Here is a 16,861-nt window from a genome sequence, read left to right as displayed (position 1 = left end):
GTCATGATAGTATAGGCCTTAGGTTGAAGCGACCACCGGCCGCCCCACAATCTCCTCGCTCCGCCAGCACCTCACCGCATGCCCATCGGGCCGCGTCTCCAGCGTCGGTCCCGGCTCTCGGCGGCACACATCTTCCGCGTAGCGACAGCGCGGGCTGAAGGCGCATCCGTTGGGCGGATTGAGCGGATTAGGGAGATCACCGCCTGTGGTCGCGAGCGGCGCATGGTGCAAGGGATCGGGGATGGCGGCGATCAGGGCCTGCGTATAGGGGTGCGCGGGCCGCTCGAAAATTTCGCGCCAGTCGCCATTCTCGACGATGCGGCCGAGATACATCACGGCGACACGGTCGCTCATGTGCTCGACGACGCCGAGGTCGTGGCTGATCATGATGTAGGAGAGACCGAGCGTGTCCTTCAATTCCAGCAGCAGATTGATGATCTGGGCGCGGATCGAGACGTCGAGCGCCGAGACCGGCTCGTCGCAGATGACGATCTTGGGATTGAGGATCAGCGCGCGGGCAATGCCGATGCGCTGGCGTTGGCCGCCGGAGAATTCATGCGGGTAGCGGTCGGCCTGCTCGGGGCGCAGGCCCACGTGCCGCAGCATGGTCGCGACGCGGTCCTCGATCTCGCTCTTTGCGGACACGCCGTGCACGCGCAGCGGATCCTCTAGCGTGCGGCGCACGGTCTGGCGCGGATTGAGCGAGGCGTAGGGATCCTGGAACACGATCTGCACGATGCGGGCGAGCGACTTGCGATCGCCGGACTGCCTGTCGGTCACGACCTGCCCGTCCAGCACGATGCGGCCGCGCGTCGGCGTCAGGAGGCCCAGGATCGACAAGGCGACCGTCGACTTGCCCGAGCCGGACTCGCCGACGAGGCCGAGGCATTCGCCCCGCTTCAGCTTGAGGTCGACACCGTCGACGGCACGGAGCACCCGCCGGCCGCGGCCCAACAGGCCGCCGCCGAGCGGGAAATGGACCGCGAGATCCTCGACGCTGAGGATGAGATCGTCGTCCATCCTGGCCTCAGCCAACACGCTTTGCGGCTCATGCATGATGGTGACACCTCACCAACCCGCCTGCCCCCAGCAAATCCGCCGTTGGCGCGACCGTGCGGCAAATGTCGGTCGCCAGCGCACAGCGCGGATTGAAGCGGCAGCCGTCCGGGAAATTCGTGATGGCCGGCACGACGCCCGCGATCTCCCTGAGCCTGCTGCGGCCAAGCACAGCGCGGCTGCCCAGCCGCGGCAGCGAGTCGACGAGGCCCTGCGTATAGGGATGCGAAGGCGCCCGGAAGATGTCGGCCGAACCGCGCTCCTCGACGATGCGGCCGGCATACATCACGGCAACGCGGCGGCAGACATTGGCGACGAGGCCAAGATCGTGGCTGATCATCAGGATCGCCGTTCCCCGCTCGGCGCACAGATTCCGCATCAGCTCGATGATTTCGGCCTGCACGGTCACGTCGAGCGCGGTGGTCGGCTCGTCGGCGATGAGGAGATCCGGGCCGCAGGCGAGCGCGATCGCGATCATCACGCGCTGGCGCATGCCGCCGGAGAGCTGGTGCGGATAGTCGTTCACGCGCCGCTCGGGCGCGGGGACGCGGACGCTGGCCAGCGCCTCGACCGCCAGCTTGTTGGCCTCCCGCCAGCTCTTGCCCTTGTGCAGCACGAACATTTCGGCGATCTGCCGGCCCACGGGCGAGACCGGGTTGAGCGCCGTCATCGGCTCCTGGAAGATCATGGCGATGCGATCGCCGCGCAGGTCCCGCTGTCTGGCCGCGGAAAGATGCTGGATCTCCTGTCCGTCGAACCGGATGACGCCGCCGCCGATCGACAGCGGCTGCCGCAACAGGCCGATCAGCGCGAGCGCCGTGATGCTCTTTCCGCAGCCGGATTCGCCGACGAGACCGAACGTCTCGCCGCGATCGATGCGGAATGAAATGCCCTCGGCCGCCGCAACGCGCTTCGATCCGTCGTCGAGATCGATGCGCAAATCCTCGACTTCGATCAGCGGCGCGCCCGTCATGTCCGCCGGCTCCGCGATTGGGGATCGAGGATGTCGCGAAGGCCATCGCCGAGCAGGTTGAGGCCGAGCACCGTCAGGAAGATCGCAAGGCCCGGAAATACCGAGAGCCACGGCGCCGTCGTGATCTGGTCGCGGGCATCCGACAGCATGCTGCCCCAGCTCGGGAATGGCGGCCGAACGCCAAGGCCGAGGAACGACAATGCGGCCTCGGACAGCACCGCACTGCCCATGCCGAGCGTGCCGATGACGACGATCGGCCCGAGCATGTTCGGCAGCAGCTGCGTGATCATGATGCGCAGGTCACCATAGCCGAGCACGGTGGCCGCCTGGACATAGCCCTGGCTCCTCAGCGACAGCGCCGAGGCCCGCGCGATCCGGCAGGTGAAGGACCAGTTGGTCAGCCCGAGCGCGATCAAGAGGCTGGTCAGGCCGGGGCCGAGCACCGCCATGATGGCGAGCGCGAAGATCAGCGAGGGGATCGCAAGCATGACGTTGGTCAGCGCGTTGACGACATCATCCCACCAGCCGCCCCAATAGCCGGCGCTCAGGCCCAGCGCGACGCCGATGATGCTGTTGATGAGCTGCGAGACGATGCCGACCGTCAGCGACACGCGCGCGCCGTAGACGACGCGGGAATAGATGTCGCGGCCCTGGTCGTCCGTGCCGAACCACCAGGTCCAGCTCGGCGGCTCTTCCGCGTTCATGAGGTTGGCGTCCAGGACCGGATCGGTGTGCGCCAGCCACGGCGCCAGCAGCCCGACCACGATCGCGAGCGCGAACAGCACGCCGCCGATGATGAGATTGGCGCGGAGCTTCATGCGTATCTGATCCTGGGATCGATCACGCCATAGAGCACGTCGATCAGCAGATTGATCACCAGAAAGGCCAGCACCACCACGAGAATGGAGCCCTGGACCGCCGGAATGTCGCGCTGCAGGACGCTGTCCACCAGCAGCGAGCCGATGCCCGGCCAGGAGAACAGCTTCTCGACCACGACCGCCTGCCCCATCAGCCCGCCGAACTGCAGGCCGACGGTGGTGAGGATGATGACGAGCGCGTTGCGCATCACATGCCACTTCACCACCCGGGTCTCGCTCATGCCCTTCGACCGCGCGGTGCGGACGAAATCGGCCGTCATGATCTCGAGCACGGCAGCGCGCGTCGTCCGGGCAAACAGCGCCATCGGCGAGACGCCGAGCGTCACGGCCGGCAGCAGCAGATATTTCAGGCCGCCATCACCATAGCCAAAGCTCGGCAGCCAGCCGAGCTTCAACGCGAACAGATACATCAGCACCAGCCCGAGCCAGAATTTGGCAATGGAAAGCCCCGACACTGCCACGACCATTGCGGCGCTGTCGACGAGACCACCCGGCCGCAATGCGGCAATGAAGCCGAGCGGGACGCCGAGCAGAACCGCAAACGCCATGGCCGTGAAGACCAGTTGCAGCGTCGGCCATGCCCGTTTGGCGATCATGGCCGTGACAGGCTCACGCGTCCGGAACGACGTGCCGAAATCGCCGGTGGCGAGCTTGGCGATGTAAGAGCCGAAACGCACGTAGATGGGATCGTCGAGGCCGAGCTGCTTCTTCATGCGCAGCTCGACCTGGGGATCGGCGTCGTCGCTCATGCTCGAGACGATGCTGCCGGGAACGACGCTGAACAGCACGAAGACCAGCAGCACGACGGCGAGCACGGTCGGAATGGTCTGCAGGAGGCGACGGATCAGGAAAGAGAGCATCGGCACTTTCATCCCTCCCTCCATCGCTCATGGCGACGGAGGGAGTGCGAGAACGCGTGTCACTTCGCGGGCGAGGTCTCGTCGACCCAGAGGTCCTCGACGTTCTGGTGGGTCAGCTCCGTCGCGTTGAGCTGAACGCCGTGGAGCCAGGGCTGCACGGCCATCACCGCCTTGTTGTAGTTGAAGAACCAGACCGGCGCCTCGTCATAGAGCAGCGCATTGGCCTTTTGCAGAAGCTGGGTGCGCTTGGCGACGTCGTCGGCCTGCCCGGCCTCATCGATGATCTTGTCGAACTCGGCGTTCTTGAAGGTCATGTAGTTGCAGGCCGATTGCGGCGTCGACGAGTGGAAGCATTTCAGCGCGGCCAGTGGATCCGGGCCGGTCTGCTGGGAATAGATGAAGGCCTGGTAATCGCCTGAGCGGACCACCTCCGACAGCACCGCGGCCTCGACCTGCTTCACCTTCGCCTTGATGCCGACCTTGTCCAGCATCGGGATCACGGCCGAGACGATCGGCAGACCCCAGCTTTCGTTCTGGCTGGTGGTCCATTCGAATTCGAAGCCGGAGGGGTAGCCGGCATCCGCGAGGAGCTGCTTGGCCTTGGCGGGATCGTAGGCGTAAGGCTTCATGGCCTTGTCGTAGGCCGGCGAGGTCAACGGCAGCCAGCTCGTGGCGCGATAGGCCTTGCCCTTGACCAGCTTGCTGATGATCAGATCGGTGTCGATCGCGTAGTTGATCGCCTGCCGGACGCGCTTGTCGCTGAACGGCTTAAAGTTCGGGTTCATACCCATGTAGCGCGTGAAGACCTCGGCAACCTCGACGATGGTACCCTTGAGGTCGGCATCGTTCTGATAGGCGACGTACTGCGCCGGCCCGAGCACGGAGGTGTCGATCTCCTTGTTGCGGAAGGCGACATCGCGCGCCGCAGCCTCGGCCATGATCGACACCACGACCTTGTCGGCATAGGGCTTGCCGGGCTTGTAGAACCGGTCCCAGCGCTCCAGCACGATGCGCGATCCCGGCACGTGCTCCACGAATTTGAACGGCCCGAGGCCGATCGGCTTCTGGATGAAGCTCTCCTTGGCGGCCTCGTCGGCAGGATAGATCGAGGTCAGCGCGGTGAAGAAGTAGAAGCCCGGGTCGACCTTCTCGGTCAGCTTCATCTCGACGGTGAAGTCGTCGATCTTCTTCAGGCCGGAGATCTCCTTCGCCTGCCCCTTCTCCACCGCAGCCGCGCCCTCGATCATGCGGACGAAGCGCGCGCCGGGATAGGCCTTGGTGCCGTCCATGATGCGGTTGTAGGACCAGATCACATCGTCGGCCGTCATCTTGCGGCCGTTGTGGAAATAAGCGTCGTCGCGGAGCTTGAAGGTGTAAACGAGACCGCCGCCCGAGACGATGACCTCCTTCGCAAGTTCCGGAACCGGCTTGCCTTCCGCGGAGTCCCAGATGTAGAGCGAGCGATGCAGCGCTTTGGCGTAAATCTCGTCCTGGGCGCGCTGAGTGGTGTGAATGTCGAGGCTGGTGAAGCTCGAACCGTAAGGCGCGGTCATGCGGACGGTTCCGCCCTTGCGCGGTGTCTGCGCCTCCGCCGGGGCGGCGAGCGCCAGACCCAAGCCCGCGACGATCGCCATCATCCTGAACATCATATGTCCCCCAACAACGCAGGTATTTCGATCAGGGATTTGATCATTCGTCGCCTGTCGAAAGCAAGCATCGTTTTGATGGCAATCGATGCCGGTTCCTGAGGCAGCGATGGCCTCATGGGTCAGGTTGCATGTTCCGGCGATGCAAGCTGCCGAATGACGCGGTGCGTCATCGATCGACCCGGACCAGTGAACATTTTTCGCGATCGATGCGACCAAGCTCAGGATCGTTATCCGAGCCCCAGGGATCGCGGAAAAAATGAAGCGCCGAACGTTAGGTATCCTGCTCGCGGGCAGTCTGCTCGCCGCGACGGCCGCGATGGCGGTCCCCGTCACGCCGGACCCGGCCCGGGACAGTTCGACCAACACCCTCCACGCCGGCTGGTCCCACACCACGCGGTCAAACGGGGATGTCGCCGATAGCTGGTGGGCGATCAAGGATCGTTGCTCCCCCGACTATCTCGGTGAGCGCCTGCTCTGCGACGCCCTCGGGGTTTTGGCGCGGGCCGCAAGCCGGACCTTCGAGGACAAAATGTCCGCGGACGTGGGCCTGCCGCTCCCGGGCGGCTGGGGCCTGATGACCGCGAACAACTCGCCCTTCATCCGGTCGGCTCACGTCGAGACGCCGCTCGATCTCAAGGCCGTGCTCGGCTTCTATCGCGCCGCACTCGGGGAGCGCGGCTGGACCGAGAATGACGGCGCGGCGGTCGAGGCGGATCGGGCCGTGATCGCCTTCACGACGTCAGATGGACCGGCCTCGCTCCGGCTCACCCGTCAGGACGGCAAGACCATCGCCGACCTGTCATTGCGCAAGCCCCCGGTCGCGACCGCAGGGTTTTTGCCGAAACCGGAGCAAGGGCGGCTGATGCTCGGCAACAGGACGGACGGCGCGGCGATCGTCACCATCAACGAGCGGACCATCCATCTGGCGGCGCGCGCCGGAGAGAACCTGGCGAATTCGGAAAGCACGGCCGGCGAATTGCCGGACAGCCAAAAGCTCGATCTGTCGCCGGGCAAGTACAAGGTCACCCTGAAGGTGGACGGCACCGCGGCGCAGAGCCGGGAGTTCGAGGTCGCGGCCAACGAGACCTGGGGTCTGCTGGTCGGCCAGGATGGCGCGCCGTTGCCGATGCGGCTGTATTGAGGCCCCCGCGTCTCCCACCCCGTCATTGCGAGCGCAGCGAAGCAATCCAGAATCCCTCCGCGGAACGACTCTGGATTGCTTCGTCGCTACGCTCCTCGCATTGACGGAGCGTGGAGCGCGCTCCTCGCCGAGGCCTTCGTCAGCCTGACAATTCCGGCTGCCAGTCTCGCAATTTCCGCGCGGCGCCCGCAACGTCAGCGATCGTCCGAAACGCCGCCGCCTCCACCATCATCGCCCGCGCGAGCCGCACGGCGCGCGCCTCACTCTCCGCCCGCCTCTTCGGATCCTCGATCAACTCGAAATCGATGTTGTGCGCGAGGCCAAAAATGCGGCGGATGGTTTTGGCGGCGGCGAAGCCGACAGTGTCGGTGAACAAGCGTTGCATATAGGCCTGCCGCTCGGCCTCCAGCCGCAGGGCGCCCTTGTCGCCGGCAAAGAGCGAAACCGGATAGGCATCGCCGGTGGGTCCGGCCCGCCAGAGGTCGAGGAATTTGCGCGCGAACTCGTTCCAGACCTTTTCGACCGTCTCCAGCACCCAGGCCTCGAACGCAGCCCGCTCGCCCGGCGCGCGCTCGTGGCCGGCGGAGGCGAAATAGGCCATCAGCAAATTGGCCAGCACGGCGCCGACGTCGAACCCCATCGGGCCGTAGAACGCAAATTCAGGGTCGATCACCTGTGTCTGGCCGTGCGTGACCATGATCGACCCGGTGTGGAGATCGCCATGGAGCAGCGCCTCAGGGCTCGCCATGAACTTCAGCTTGAGGCGGGAGATCGCGACATGCAGCTCCATGTCGTCGCGCAGGCTCGCGGCGAGCTTGTCGAGGTACGGCGCGGTCCAGCGGTTCTGCTGGGCAATGCGGTAAGGGTCGGTGAAGATCAGATCCTCGGTGATCTTGCAGAGCGCGTGATTGCCGGCAAACGCCGCGATGGTCTCCTTCTTTTCGGCGGCCGTGAGCGCGAGGTCGGAGGTGAAGAACAGGGTGCGCGCCATGAACGTGGTGATGTCGTCGACGAAACGCGGATAGCTGGTTCCCGCGACCAGCCCTTTGCGCATGATGATGTGCGGCTCGAGCAGCTCCATTACCGTCAGCGCCAGCGCCTCGTTGTGATGCAGCAGCGCCGGCACGAGACCCGGCGCGAGCTGGGCCTGCTTGGACAGCGCGAGACATTCGTAATGGGCCCGCGACAGCGGCAGCGGCCAGCTCTCGCCGACGAGGCGGACGTAAGGCAGCGCCTGCTTCACCGCGATGCCGCCGCGTGCGCCCTTGACGATGAAGACGAGATTGAGATTGCCGTCGCCGACCTCGGTGATCGGCCATGACGCGGGATCGCCACCGAGCAGCGCAGCGATGTCAGGCAGGCTTGCGAGATAGTCCCGCAAGTCGGCCTCATGCAGAATCCGATAGTCCCCTGCCCGGTCTCCGGTCATGACGATCCCATCCCATATGTGGGCCGGATCGTTACTCCCGCTCCAGGAAGCTCGAGCCGATCTCGGCCTTTCTTTTGATCGGATCGTAATCGCAATAGACGCTGTCCGCCACCAGCGTGTAGCTGGCGCTGACGGTGTATTTATCGAGCTTGGCCGAGTTCAGCCCGATCACCGAGGTGCTCTTGCCGCCGTTCCATTTGAACGGCGTCGAGCTCTTGGCCTGCTCGCAGGCCAGCACGGCCTCGTTGAAGACGTAGCCCTCGACGAACGCCTTCAGCGTTCGCACCTGCCCCGCCATCTTCCATTCGAAATAGCCGATGCCGCCGATCCCGGCGACGATCAACACCAGAAGCGCGATGACGATCCTCTGAAAAGTCATTCGTTCCCCCCAAAACAGTTACGCTACACAGAAATTCCAGCAAAGAGCTCTAAAGCGCGATGAGATTTGGATGAATCGTCATCGCGCTTTAGGTTGTTGTTTGAGCATGATCTTTTCGGAAAACCGCTGCGCACTTTTCCGGATCATGCTTTAGAACGGCATTCCCATCAATTTCGACAGCCGCTCGATCGAGAGATAGCCGGCCTGATAGGCGACCATGCCGAAGCCGTAAATGATCGCCGAGATGATCGTGGTCCAGATCAGCTTGCGGCCCATCCGCGTCAGGATCGGCGCACCGGGGTCGGTGCCGGGCGCGCCGACGCCGTCCTCATGCTGGCTGCGCACGCCGAACGGCAGCGTCAGGAACAGCGCGATCCACCAGATGACGAAGTAGATCGCAAGCGCGGTCGAGATCTGGATGGCCATGGGGCGGCCTTACGCCTGCTCGATTTCGACCAGCGCGCCGGAAAAGTCCTTCGGGTGCAGGAACAGCACCGGCTTGCCGTGGGCGCCGATCTTCGGCACGCCGTCGCCGAGCACCCGCGCGCCCTCCCTCACCAGCGTGTCGCGCGAGGCGATGATGTCCACGACCTCGTAGCAGACATGGTGGATGCCGCCGTCGGCATTGCGCTCGAGGAACTTTGCGATCGGCGAGGTCTCACCTAACGGCTCGATGAACTCGATCTTGGTGTTGGGGAGCGTGGCGAACACGGTGATGACGCCATGCTCGGGCAGCGGGACGGCTTCCGAGATCTGCGCGCCGAACGCCGCGCCGTAGATCCTGGCGGCCTTGACGGAATCCTTGGTCGCGATCGCGACGTGGTTGAGGCGACCCAGCATGTTTCTTCTCCCTCAGCGCATGATCCGGAAAAGGCGGAGCGACCGCCCTGGAGATCATGCCGGCACAGTTACACCGTCAGGACATGTACCAGACAGGGGGGCTTTTTTCCCCAATGTTCGTTGATGACGGCCCGGACAGCACGCCGCACCGACTCTCCGAGAGCATCGGGATCGCGGCGGCGCGCCCGCGGCAGGCCCTCGATCGTGGACATCACGGCATCGAAGACGATGTCGTCAAAAGGCTCGCCCGCCCGGTTCTTCTCGGGGATGCCGACGAGATCGACCTCGGGATCGTCGGCGAGCTCGCCCTGCGCGGTCATGGCGATGGCCACGAACGCGCAGCCGGAAAAGGCCATGCGACGGCGCTCGACCACGGCACGGGACTTTGAGTCCTCCAGGATCGTGCCGTCCTTGTAGAGCCGGCCCGACGGCACCTCGCCGACCACGCCGGGATCGCCGGGGCCAAGCTTGACGAGGTCGCCGTTGCGAATGACCAGAACCCGCGGCACGCCGGCCGCTCGCGCGAGCTTGGCGTGCTCATTCAGGTGCAGGGCCTCGCCATGCACGGGGATCAGGAGCTGCGGCTTCACCCAGGAGATCATGTCGCGCAGCTCGTCGCGGCGCGGATGGCCGGAGACGTGAACCAGATGGTCGCGGTCGGTGATGATCTCGACGCCCTGCAGCACCAGATTGTTGATGATCGAGCCGACGGCCTTCTCGTTGCCCGGGATGGTGCGCGAGGAGAAGATCACGCTGTCGCCGCGGTTGAGCGTGATTTCAGGGTGGTCGTCATTGGCGATGCGGGCCAATGCGGCGCGGGGCTCGCCCTGGCTGCCGGTGCAGAGCGCCAGCACCTTGTCCTGCGGCAGATGGCCATAGACCTCGGGCGAGCGGAAATTCTGCACGCCGTCGAGATAGCCGGTCTCGCGCGCGACCTGCACCACGCGCTCCATGGCGCGGCCGACCACGACGACCTCGCGGTCTGCGGCTTTCGCAGCGTCGGCGACAGCCTTGATGCGGGCGACGTTGGAGGCAAAGGTCGTCACCGCGACGCGGCCCTTGGCGGATTTGACCAGGTCGATGATGGTGCGCGCCACCTCGGCCTCCGAGGGCGAGCGGCCGTCACGCACGGCGTTGGTGGAATCGCCGATCAAAGCGAGCACGCCCTCCTCGCCCAGTTCGCGCAACCGCTTCTCGTTGGTCGGGGCGCCCAAGGTCGGGGTCGGGTCGATCTTCCAGTCGCCGGTGTGCAGCACGATTCCGGCGTCGGTGTGGATCGCTAGCGCGTGCGCTTCCGGAATCGAATGCGCGACGGGAATGAACTCGACGTTGAACGGGCCGATATCAACGCGGCCGCCGGAAGGAACGACGGTGACCGGGATCTCAGGCGCGTTGCGCTCGGCGGCGCATTTGGCCTCGAACAAAGCGGCGCTGAATTTGGTCGCGTAGATCGGGCATTTCAGCTTCGGCCAGAGGTCGATGATGGCGCCGAAATGATCCTCATGGGCGTGGGTCAGCACCAGGCCCATCAGGTTCTTGCGCTCCTTCTCCAGGAAGCTGATGTCCGGCATGATCAGATCGATGCCGGGCAGATGCTCCTCGTCACCGAAGGAGACGCCGAGATCGACCGCCAGCCACGAACGCTGGTGGCGGTTGCCGAGGCCGTAGACCGACAAATTCATGCCGATCTCGCCGACCCCGCCGAGCGGCGCAAATACCAGTTCGTCCGGCCTTGCCATCACGCAGCTCCCACCGAGCGGACCGGACCGAAGAACACCTCGCCCGCAGCGATCGGCACGCGACGGCCCTCCGCGGTGCGGACGATCAGGCAGCCGGTGTCGTCGATCGTGTCAAAAATGCCTTCCAGCACCGTGGTTCCCGTGTGGATCGCGATCGGCTCGCCAAGGCGGGCAGCCCGCTCCAACCACAGCTTACGGACCTCGGCAAAGCCGCGGCCATTGTCCCAGATGCCGCGGAACTCGACCCAGGCGTCTGAGAGCGCCGAGAACAGCTCTTCCGCACTGATCTGGACGCCGAGGGCCGCCAGCGACACCGCCGGCGTCGGCGTGCCCTCGGGCGCTGCCACGATGTTGGTGCCGATGCCGACCACGATGGCCAGGCGGTCATTGACGGCTTCCGCCTCCAGACCAATGCCGACCAACTTCTTGCCGTTGGCGAGGACGTCATTCGGCCATTTCAGGGTGTATCGCGGCCGGTCGGGGCCAAGCCGCATCGCGGCCTCGAGGCTGACCTTCTCAAGGGCGGCTTCCTCGGCCAGCCCTGCGGCAAAGCCGATCGTGGCGGCCACAGCAGGTGCGACGTCGAGGACTTCGAGGACGCTGGCCGCCAGATTGCCCTTTGGCGCGATCCAGGGGCGCTGGCGGCGGCCGCGGCCGGCCGTCTGCTCCGCCGTCACGAACCAGATCGGGCCGCGTTCGCCGGCGCGTGCTGCTTCGATCGCGTCGGCATTGGTCGAGCCGGTCCGCTCCAACGCAGCGAGCTTGTAGCCGGCCGCGATTGCGCGAGGACCAAGCGCGAACCCCATCCTAGAACAGCGACTTGGCGGCGGCGGAGGCGACGCTCACCACCGGACCCGCGAACAATGCGAACAGAATGTTGAACAGGCCTGCGACCGCCAGCACCGTATTGACCTCGACGCGCACCGGGTCGACCTGGCCGGCCGGCTCGTCGAAGTACATCGTCTTGACGATGGAGAGATAGTAGTAGGCGCCCACGACGCTGGTCAGTACGCCGATCACGGCCAGCGTGAACAGATCGGCCTTGATCGCAGCGACGAACACATACCATTTGGCGAAGAAGCCCGCGAGCGGCGGAACGCCGGCAAGCGAGAACAGCAGCATCGCGAAGAAGAAGGCGAGCAGTGGGTTGGTGCGCGAGAGACCGGCGAAGTCGCTGATCTGCTCGAGGGGCTGACCGTTGCGCTTCATCGCGAGGATGATGGCGAAAGAGCCGAGCGTCATCGCAACGTAGATCACGATGTACATCAGGACGCCCTGCGCGCCTTCGACCGTGCCGGAGGCAAGGCCGACCAGCGCAAAGCCCATATGCCCGATCGAGGAATAGGCCATCAGGCGCTTGATGTTGCTCTGGCCGATCGCGGCGAAGGCGCCGAGCGCCATCGAGGCAATCGAGACAAACACCAGAATCTGCTGCCACTGCGGCACGATGCCCGGGAACGCGGTCAGCGTCGCGCGGGTCAAGACAGCGAGTGCGGCCACTTTCGGCGCCGAGGCGAAGAAGGCGGTCACGGGCGTCGGCGCGCCTTCATAGACGTCGGGCGTCCACATGTGGAATGGCACCACCGAAATCTTGAAGCAGAGGCCGGCAAGCAGGAAAACAAGACCGAAGACCAGGCCGACGTTGGCAGTCGTGGCGGATGCCGCGATGCCGGTGAAGCTGACCGTGCCGGTGAAGCCATAGATCAGCGAGGCGCCGTAGAGCAGCATGCCCGAGGACAGCGCCCCCAGCACGAAATACTTCAGGCCCGCCTCGTTCGACTTGGCGTTGTCGCGGTTCGAGGCCGCCACGACGTAGAGCGCGAGCGACATCAGCTCGAGGCCCAGATAGAGCGAGATCAGGTCGCCCGCCGAGATCAGCACCATCATGCCGAGCGTCGAGAGCAGCACCAGGATCGAATATTCAAAGATGCGGCGCGACGGGTCGGCCAGGAACTCCGTCGACAGGATCAGCGTCACCGCCGAGCCGATCAGGGCCAATATCTTCATGAAGCGCGCGAAGTCGTCGACGATGAAGCTGCCGCCAAATGTCACCTGCTTGCCTGCGGGCAGCATGTATTCGAGCACGCCGACCACGATGAGCAGCAGCACCGCCAGCATCGTGACCGCGCTGGTGGTCCCCTGCCCGCGATAGGCGCCGAGCATCAGAAGCGCCATGGCGCCGACCGCGAGCACGAGCTCGGGCAGCACCGGCGCCAGTTGATAACCTGCAGTCGTAAAGCTCATGGCGATATCCTGACCTGCCCGATCACTGGAGCAGTGCGGCGGCCTTCACGGCCGTCACAGCGGTGTTGTAATTGTTGACGAGTTGCTGGACCGAGGCGGCCGACATGTCGAGCACCGGCTTCGGATAGACGCCGAACAGGATCGTCAGCGCGATCAGCGGGAACAGCGTCAGGCACTCCCGGAAGGTTAGATCCTTGATCGTCATCAGCGACGGCTTCACCAGCGATCCGAACACGACCTTGCGGTAAAGCCACAGCGCATAGCACGCCGACAGGATCACGCCCGTGGAGGCGAAGAACGCGGTCGGGATCGAGGTCTTGAAGGTGCCGAGCAGCGTCATGAACTCGCCGACGAAGCCGCTCGTTCCGGGCAGACCGACATTGGCCATGGTGAAGACCATGAAGGTCATGGCGTAGAGCGGCATCCGGTTGACGAGGCCGCCATAGGCCGCGATCTCGCGGGTATGCATGCGGTCGTAGACGATGCCGACGCAGAGGAACAGCGCACCGGAGACGATACCGTGCGAGATCATCTGGAACACACCACCGGCGACACCCTGCATGGTGCCGGCGAAGATGCCCATGGTGACGAAGCCCATATGCGCGACCGAGGAGTACGCGATCAGCTTCTTCATGTCCTCCTGCATCATCGCCACCAGCGAGGTGTAGATGATGGCGATGGTCGAGAGCGTGAAGATCAGCGGCGCGAAGTCATGCGAGGCCAGCGGGAACATCGGCAGCGAGAAGCGCAGGAAGCCGTAGCCGCCCATCTTCAGCAGGATCGCGGCCAGGATCACCGAGCCAGCGGTCGGCGCCTCGACGTGCGCGTCGGGGAGCCAAGTATGCACCGGCCACATCGGCATCTTCACCGCGAACGAGGCGAAGAAGGCGAGCCAGGCCCAGGTCTGAAGCGACCGCGGCACGGCGGTATGCATCAGGGTCGGGATATCAGTGGTGTTGCCGTTCCAGTACAGCGCCATGATGGCGAGCAGCATCAGGACCGAGCCGAGCAGCGTGTACAGGAAGAACTTGAAGGAAGCGTAGACCCGGCGCGGGCCGCCCCAGACGCCGATGATCAGGAACATCGGGATCAGGCCGCCCTCAAAGAACAGATAGAACAGCACAAGATCGAGCGCGGAGAAGGTGCCGACCATCAGCGTTTCCAGGATCAGGAACGCCATCATGTATTCGCGCACCCGGCTCGTCACCTTCCAGCTCGCGATGATGCAGAACGGCATCAGGGCCGTGGTCAGGATCACGAAGGGCAGCGAAATGCCGTCCACGCCCATGTGGTAGGTAATGCCGGTGGCGAGCCACGCCGCCTTCTCGACGAACTGGAAGTCGGCGCTGTTGGGATCGAAGCGCATGACCAGGATCACCGACACCGCGAAGGTGATCAGCGTGGTCCAGAGCGCGATCCAGCGCGAATTGCGCTTGGCCGCCTCGTCATCGCCGCGGCTCAGGTAAACGATCAGCGCGCCGACCAGCGGCAGGAACGTCGTGACCGAAAGGATGGGCCAGGTTGTCATTTACTGGCCTCCAAAGCCGAACATGAACCAGGTGATCAGGCCGGCGACGCCGATCAGCATGGCGAATGCGTAGTGATAGAGATAGCCGGTCTGGATCTTCACGACGTTGCGGGTGACGTCCAGCACGCGGGCCGAGACGCCGTCGGGGCCGAAACCGTCGATGATGAAGCCGTCGCCCTTCTTCCAGAGCTGGTAGCCGATCCACTTCGCCGGACGGACGAAGATGAAATCGTAGAGCTCGTCGAAGTACCATTTGTTGAGCAGGAACTGGTACAGCATCGGCTGCTCTTTTGCGAGCTGCACGGGGATGTAAGGCCGGCGGATGTAGAACAGGTACGAGACGAGGAAGCCCAGCACCATCATCACCGTCGGCAGGAAGGCGATGGTCTCGGGGATATGGTGCATCTCCTCGATGATGTGCGGGTTCATCTTCACGGACTCGCGGAAGAACTCCTCGACGCCGTGACCGGCGAACAGCTCCTTGAACGGAAGACCCGCGACGAACGAGCCGACCGCGAGCACGCCGATCGGGATCAGGATCCAGAGCGGGGCCTCATGCGCGGCTTCATAGTGATGTTCGTCATGCGGCTCGCCATGGAACGTCTTGAAGATCAGGCGCCAGGAGTAGAACGAAGTCAGGCCGGCAGCGATGACGGTCATCAGGAAGCCGTACATCGCAAACGGATTATGCGAGGCATAGGCCGACTCGATGATCGCGTCCTTGGAGAAGTAGCCGGCGGTCAGCGGGAAGCCGGTCAGGGCCAGCGTGCCGACCACCATCACCGCGTAGGTGTAGGGGATCTTCTTCCAGAGGCCACCCATGTTGCGGATGTCCTGCTCGTGGTGCATCGCGTAGATCACCGAGCCGGAGCCCAAGAACAGCAGCGCCTTGAAGAAGGCGTGCGTGAACAGGTGGAACATGCCGACCGAATAGGCCCCTGCTCCCATCGCCACGAACATGTAGCCGAGCTGCGAACAGGTCGAGTAGGCGACGATGCGCTTGATGTCGTTCTGGACGAGGCCGATGGTCGCCGCAAAGAACGCGGTGGTGGCACCGAAGAACATCACGACGGCCTGGGCGTTCGGGGCGAGCTCGAACAGCGGCGACAGGCGCGCCACCATGAAGACGCCCGCGGTGACCATGGTCGCGGCGTGGATCAGCGCCGACACCGGCGTCGGGCCTTCCATCGCGTCCGGCAACCAGGTGTGCAGCAGGAACTGCGCCGACTTGCCCATCGCGCCCATGAACAGCAGCAGGCAGGTCAGGGTCAGCGCATCGGCGTGCCAGCCGAGGAAGTAGATGGTCTTGCCGGTGAGGCCCGGCGCGGCATGGAAGATCGTCTCGAAATCGGTCGAGCCGACCAGCATGAAGATCGCGAAGATGCCGAGCGCGAAGCCGAAGTCGCCGACGCGGTTGACCACGAAGGCCTTGATGGCGGCGGCATTTGCCGAAGGCTTCTGGTACCAGAAGCCGATCAGCAGGTAGCTCGCCAGACCCACGCCTTCCCAGCCGAAGAACAGCTGCACCAGGTTGTCCGCGGTCACCAGCATCAGCATGGCGAAGGTGAACAGGCTGAGATAGCCGAAGAAGCGCGGCCGGTACGGATCCTCGTCCATGTAGCCGATGGAATAGAGGTGCACGAGCGAGGACACCGTCGTTACCACCACCAGCATCACGGCGGTCAGCGTGTCGACGCGCAGCGTCCACCAGACCTGCAGGTCGCCTGAGAAGATCCAGGGCAGCAGCTGGATGCGGCCGTCATGGTGCATGAAGCCGACGTCGACCAGCGTCATCCAGGACAGCGCCGCCGACACGAACAGCAGCGCCGTGGTGATCAGTTCGGCGCCGCGCGAGCCGGCGGCTGCCGGCTCGACCGGCCCATGGCCGTCGTGCCCGTCGCCGGGTTCGTGGTGGCTCTCATGGATGACGGACGCATCCTCGTTGATCGTGTCCGACGCATGCGCGTGCGGCCCGTGACCGTGGTCGCCGTGATGCTCCACCTCGTCGCCCGAGGGATTGCGGGCATGCGCGCCGGCCAGGGCGATGAGCCCGGCCAGAATGGCGCCCAGCAGCGGCAGGAAAACGATTGCCTGAACCATGACTTACTCTTTCCGCATGATCTGGTCGGAAAACCGGTGTCCACT

Annotated in this window: 15 protein-coding genes; 1 reads left to right on the top strand and 14 read right to left on the bottom strand. The window is 64.6% G+C overall.

Annotation, left to right across the window (positions count from 1 at the left end; genetic code table 11):
• Positions 1–18: 18 nt before the first annotated feature.
• From RAD16_RS28220 to RAD16_RS28200, 5 genes are read right to left on the bottom strand one after another with little or no spacing between them, the layout of a single operon-like run.
• Positions 19–1,056: an ABC transporter ATP-binding protein gene (locus RAD16_RS28220; protein WP_458161090.1), complete on the bottom strand. Its 1,038-nt coding sequence runs from the start codon at positions 1,054–1,056 to the stop codon at positions 19–21.
• A complete protein-coding gene (locus RAD16_RS28215) occupies positions 1,049–2,029 on the bottom strand; it encodes an ABC transporter ATP-binding protein (RefSeq protein ID WP_458161089.1) in 981 nt (326 codons plus the stop codon). The genes RAD16_RS28220 and RAD16_RS28215 overlap by 8 nt, the downstream gene beginning before the upstream one ends.
• The gene (locus RAD16_RS28210; RefSeq protein ID WP_458161088.1) at positions 2,026–2,847 is read right to left on the bottom strand and encodes an ABC transporter permease; all 822 of its coding nucleotides are present in this window, start codon (positions 2,845–2,847) and stop codon (positions 2,026–2,028) included. The genes RAD16_RS28215 and RAD16_RS28210 overlap by 4 nt, the downstream gene beginning before the upstream one ends.
• Positions 2,844–3,767, bottom strand: a complete 924-nt coding sequence (locus tag RAD16_RS28205; RefSeq protein ID WP_458161136.1) for an ABC transporter permease — start codon at positions 3,765–3,767, stop codon at positions 2,844–2,846. The genes RAD16_RS28210 and RAD16_RS28205 overlap by 4 nt, the downstream gene beginning before the upstream one ends.
• Positions 3,768–3,826: 59 nt before the next feature.
• A complete protein-coding gene (locus RAD16_RS28200) occupies positions 3,827–5,416 on the bottom strand; it encodes an ABC transporter substrate-binding protein (RefSeq protein ID WP_458161087.1) in 1,590 nt (529 codons plus the stop codon).
• A gap of 256 nt (positions 5,417–5,672) precedes the next feature.
• On the opposite strand from RAD16_RS28200, the gene RAD16_RS28195 reads away from it, so the two are divergent.
• Positions 5,673–6,557 carry a hypothetical protein gene (locus tag RAD16_RS28195; protein ID WP_458161086.1) on the top strand — a complete coding sequence of 295 codons (885 nt, stop codon included), beginning with the start codon at positions 5,673–5,675 and terminating at the stop codon, positions 6,555–6,557.
• A 139-nt stretch (positions 6,558–6,696) separates the two neighbouring features.
• Here RAD16_RS28195 and mtnK read toward each other — a convergent pair whose 3' ends face one another.
• The 9 genes from mtnK to nuoL form a co-directional block, all read right to left on the bottom strand.
• On the bottom strand, positions 6,697–7,986 hold the full coding sequence (gene mtnK, locus RAD16_RS28190) for an S-methyl-5-thioribose kinase (RefSeq protein WP_458161085.1): 1,290 nt from the start codon (positions 7,984–7,986) through the stop codon (positions 6,697–6,699).
• Positions 7,987–8,017: 31 nt separating this feature from the next.
• Complete coding sequence (locus RAD16_RS28185; RefSeq protein WP_458161084.1) at positions 8,018–8,365, bottom strand: hypothetical protein; 348 nt, start codon at positions 8,363–8,365, stop codon at positions 8,018–8,020.
• 150 nt (positions 8,366–8,515) lie between these two features.
• On the bottom strand, positions 8,516–8,791 hold the full coding sequence (locus RAD16_RS28180) for a DUF1467 family protein (protein WP_458161083.1): 276 nt from the start codon (positions 8,789–8,791) through the stop codon (positions 8,516–8,518).
• 9 nt (positions 8,792–8,800) lie between these two features.
• Positions 8,801–9,205 carry a methylmalonyl-CoA epimerase gene (mce, locus tag RAD16_RS28175; protein ID WP_458161082.1) on the bottom strand — a complete coding sequence of 135 codons (405 nt, stop codon included), beginning with the start codon at positions 9,203–9,205 and terminating at the stop codon, positions 8,801–8,803.
• A gap of 68 nt (positions 9,206–9,273) precedes the next feature.
• Positions 9,274–10,944 carry a ribonuclease J gene (locus tag RAD16_RS28170; RefSeq protein WP_458161081.1) on the bottom strand — a complete coding sequence of 557 codons (1,671 nt, stop codon included), beginning with the start codon at positions 10,942–10,944 and terminating at the stop codon, positions 9,274–9,276.
• The gene (locus tag RAD16_RS28165; RefSeq protein ID WP_458161080.1) at positions 10,944–11,750 is read right to left on the bottom strand and encodes a biotin--[acetyl-CoA-carboxylase] ligase; all 807 of its coding nucleotides are present in this window, start codon (positions 11,748–11,750) and stop codon (positions 10,944–10,946) included. Before RAD16_RS28165 ends, RAD16_RS28170 begins: the two co-directional genes overlap by 1 nt.
• A 1-nt stretch (position 11,751) precedes the next feature.
• Complete coding sequence (gene nuoN, locus RAD16_RS28160) at positions 11,752–13,188, bottom strand: NADH-quinone oxidoreductase subunit NuoN (protein ID WP_458161079.1); 1,437 nt, start codon at positions 13,186–13,188, stop codon at positions 11,752–11,754.
• Positions 13,189–13,210: 22 nt separating this feature from the next.
• The gene (locus RAD16_RS28155; RefSeq protein ID WP_458161078.1) at positions 13,211–14,716 is read right to left on the bottom strand and encodes an NADH-quinone oxidoreductase subunit M; all 1,506 of its coding nucleotides are present in this window, start codon (positions 14,714–14,716) and stop codon (positions 13,211–13,213) included.
• Positions 14,717–16,816 (bottom strand): NADH-quinone oxidoreductase subunit L, encoded by a 2,100-nt coding sequence (gene nuoL, locus RAD16_RS28150; protein WP_458161077.1) that lies wholly within the window; start codon positions 16,814–16,816, stop codon positions 14,717–14,719.
• Between the last annotated feature and the right edge of the window lie 45 nt (positions 16,817–16,861).

It is taken from the genome of Bradyrhizobium sp. 18BD, assembly GCF_054185225.1.
This window is presented reverse-complemented; position numbering and strand designations above follow the sequence as displayed.

Excerpts from the sequence above, each read along its gene's own strand:
- RAD16_RS28165 (WP_458161080.1), bottom strand. The coding sequence starts at position 11,750 with ATGGGGTTCGCGCTTGGTCCTCGCGCAATCGCGGCCGGCTACAAGCTC.
- RAD16_RS28210 (WP_458161088.1), bottom strand. The coding sequence starts at position 2,847 with ATGAAGCTCCGCGCCAATCTCATCATCGGCGGCGTGCTGTTCGCGCTC.
- RAD16_RS28185 (WP_458161084.1), bottom strand. The coding sequence starts at position 8,365 with ATGACTTTTCAGAGGATCGTCATCGCGCTTCTGGTGTTGATCGTCGCC.
- RAD16_RS28155 (WP_458161078.1), bottom strand. The coding sequence starts at position 14,716 with ATGACAACCTGGCCCATCCTTTCGGTCACGACGTTCCTGCCGCTGGTC.
- RAD16_RS28220 (WP_458161090.1), bottom strand. The coding sequence starts at position 1,056 with ATGCATGAGCCGCAAAGCGTGTTGGCTGAGGCCAGGATGGACGACGAT.
- RAD16_RS28195 (WP_458161086.1), top strand. The coding sequence starts at position 5,673 with ATGAAGCGCCGAACGTTAGGTATCCTGCTCGCGGGCAGTCTGCTCGCC.
- RAD16_RS28180 (WP_458161083.1), bottom strand. The coding sequence starts at position 8,791 with ATGGCCATCCAGATCTCGACCGCGCTTGCGATCTACTTCGTCATCTGG.
- mce (WP_458161082.1), bottom strand. The coding sequence starts at position 9,205 with ATGCTGGGTCGCCTCAACCACGTCGCGATCGCGACCAAGGATTCCGTC.
- nuoN (WP_458161079.1), bottom strand. The coding sequence starts at position 13,188 with ATGAGCTTTACGACTGCAGGTTATCAACTGGCGCCGGTGCTGCCCGAG.
- RAD16_RS28170 (WP_458161081.1), bottom strand. The coding sequence starts at position 10,944 with ATGGCAAGGCCGGACGAACTGGTATTTGCGCCGCTCGGCGGGGTCGGC.
- RAD16_RS28205 (WP_458161136.1), bottom strand. The coding sequence starts at position 3,767 with ATGCTCTCTTTCCTGATCCGTCGCCTCCTGCAGACCATTCCGACCGTG.
- RAD16_RS28215 (WP_458161089.1), bottom strand. The coding sequence starts at position 2,029 with ATGACGGGCGCGCCGCTGATCGAAGTCGAGGATTTGCGCATCGATCTC.
- nuoL (WP_458161077.1), bottom strand. The coding sequence starts at position 16,816 with ATGGTTCAGGCAATCGTTTTCCTGCCGCTGCTGGGCGCCATTCTGGCC.
- mtnK (WP_458161085.1), bottom strand. The coding sequence starts at position 7,986 with ATGACCGGAGACCGGGCAGGGGACTATCGGATTCTGCATGAGGCCGAC.
- RAD16_RS28200 (WP_458161087.1), bottom strand. The coding sequence starts at position 5,416 with ATGATGTTCAGGATGATGGCGATCGTCGCGGGCTTGGGTCTGGCGCTC.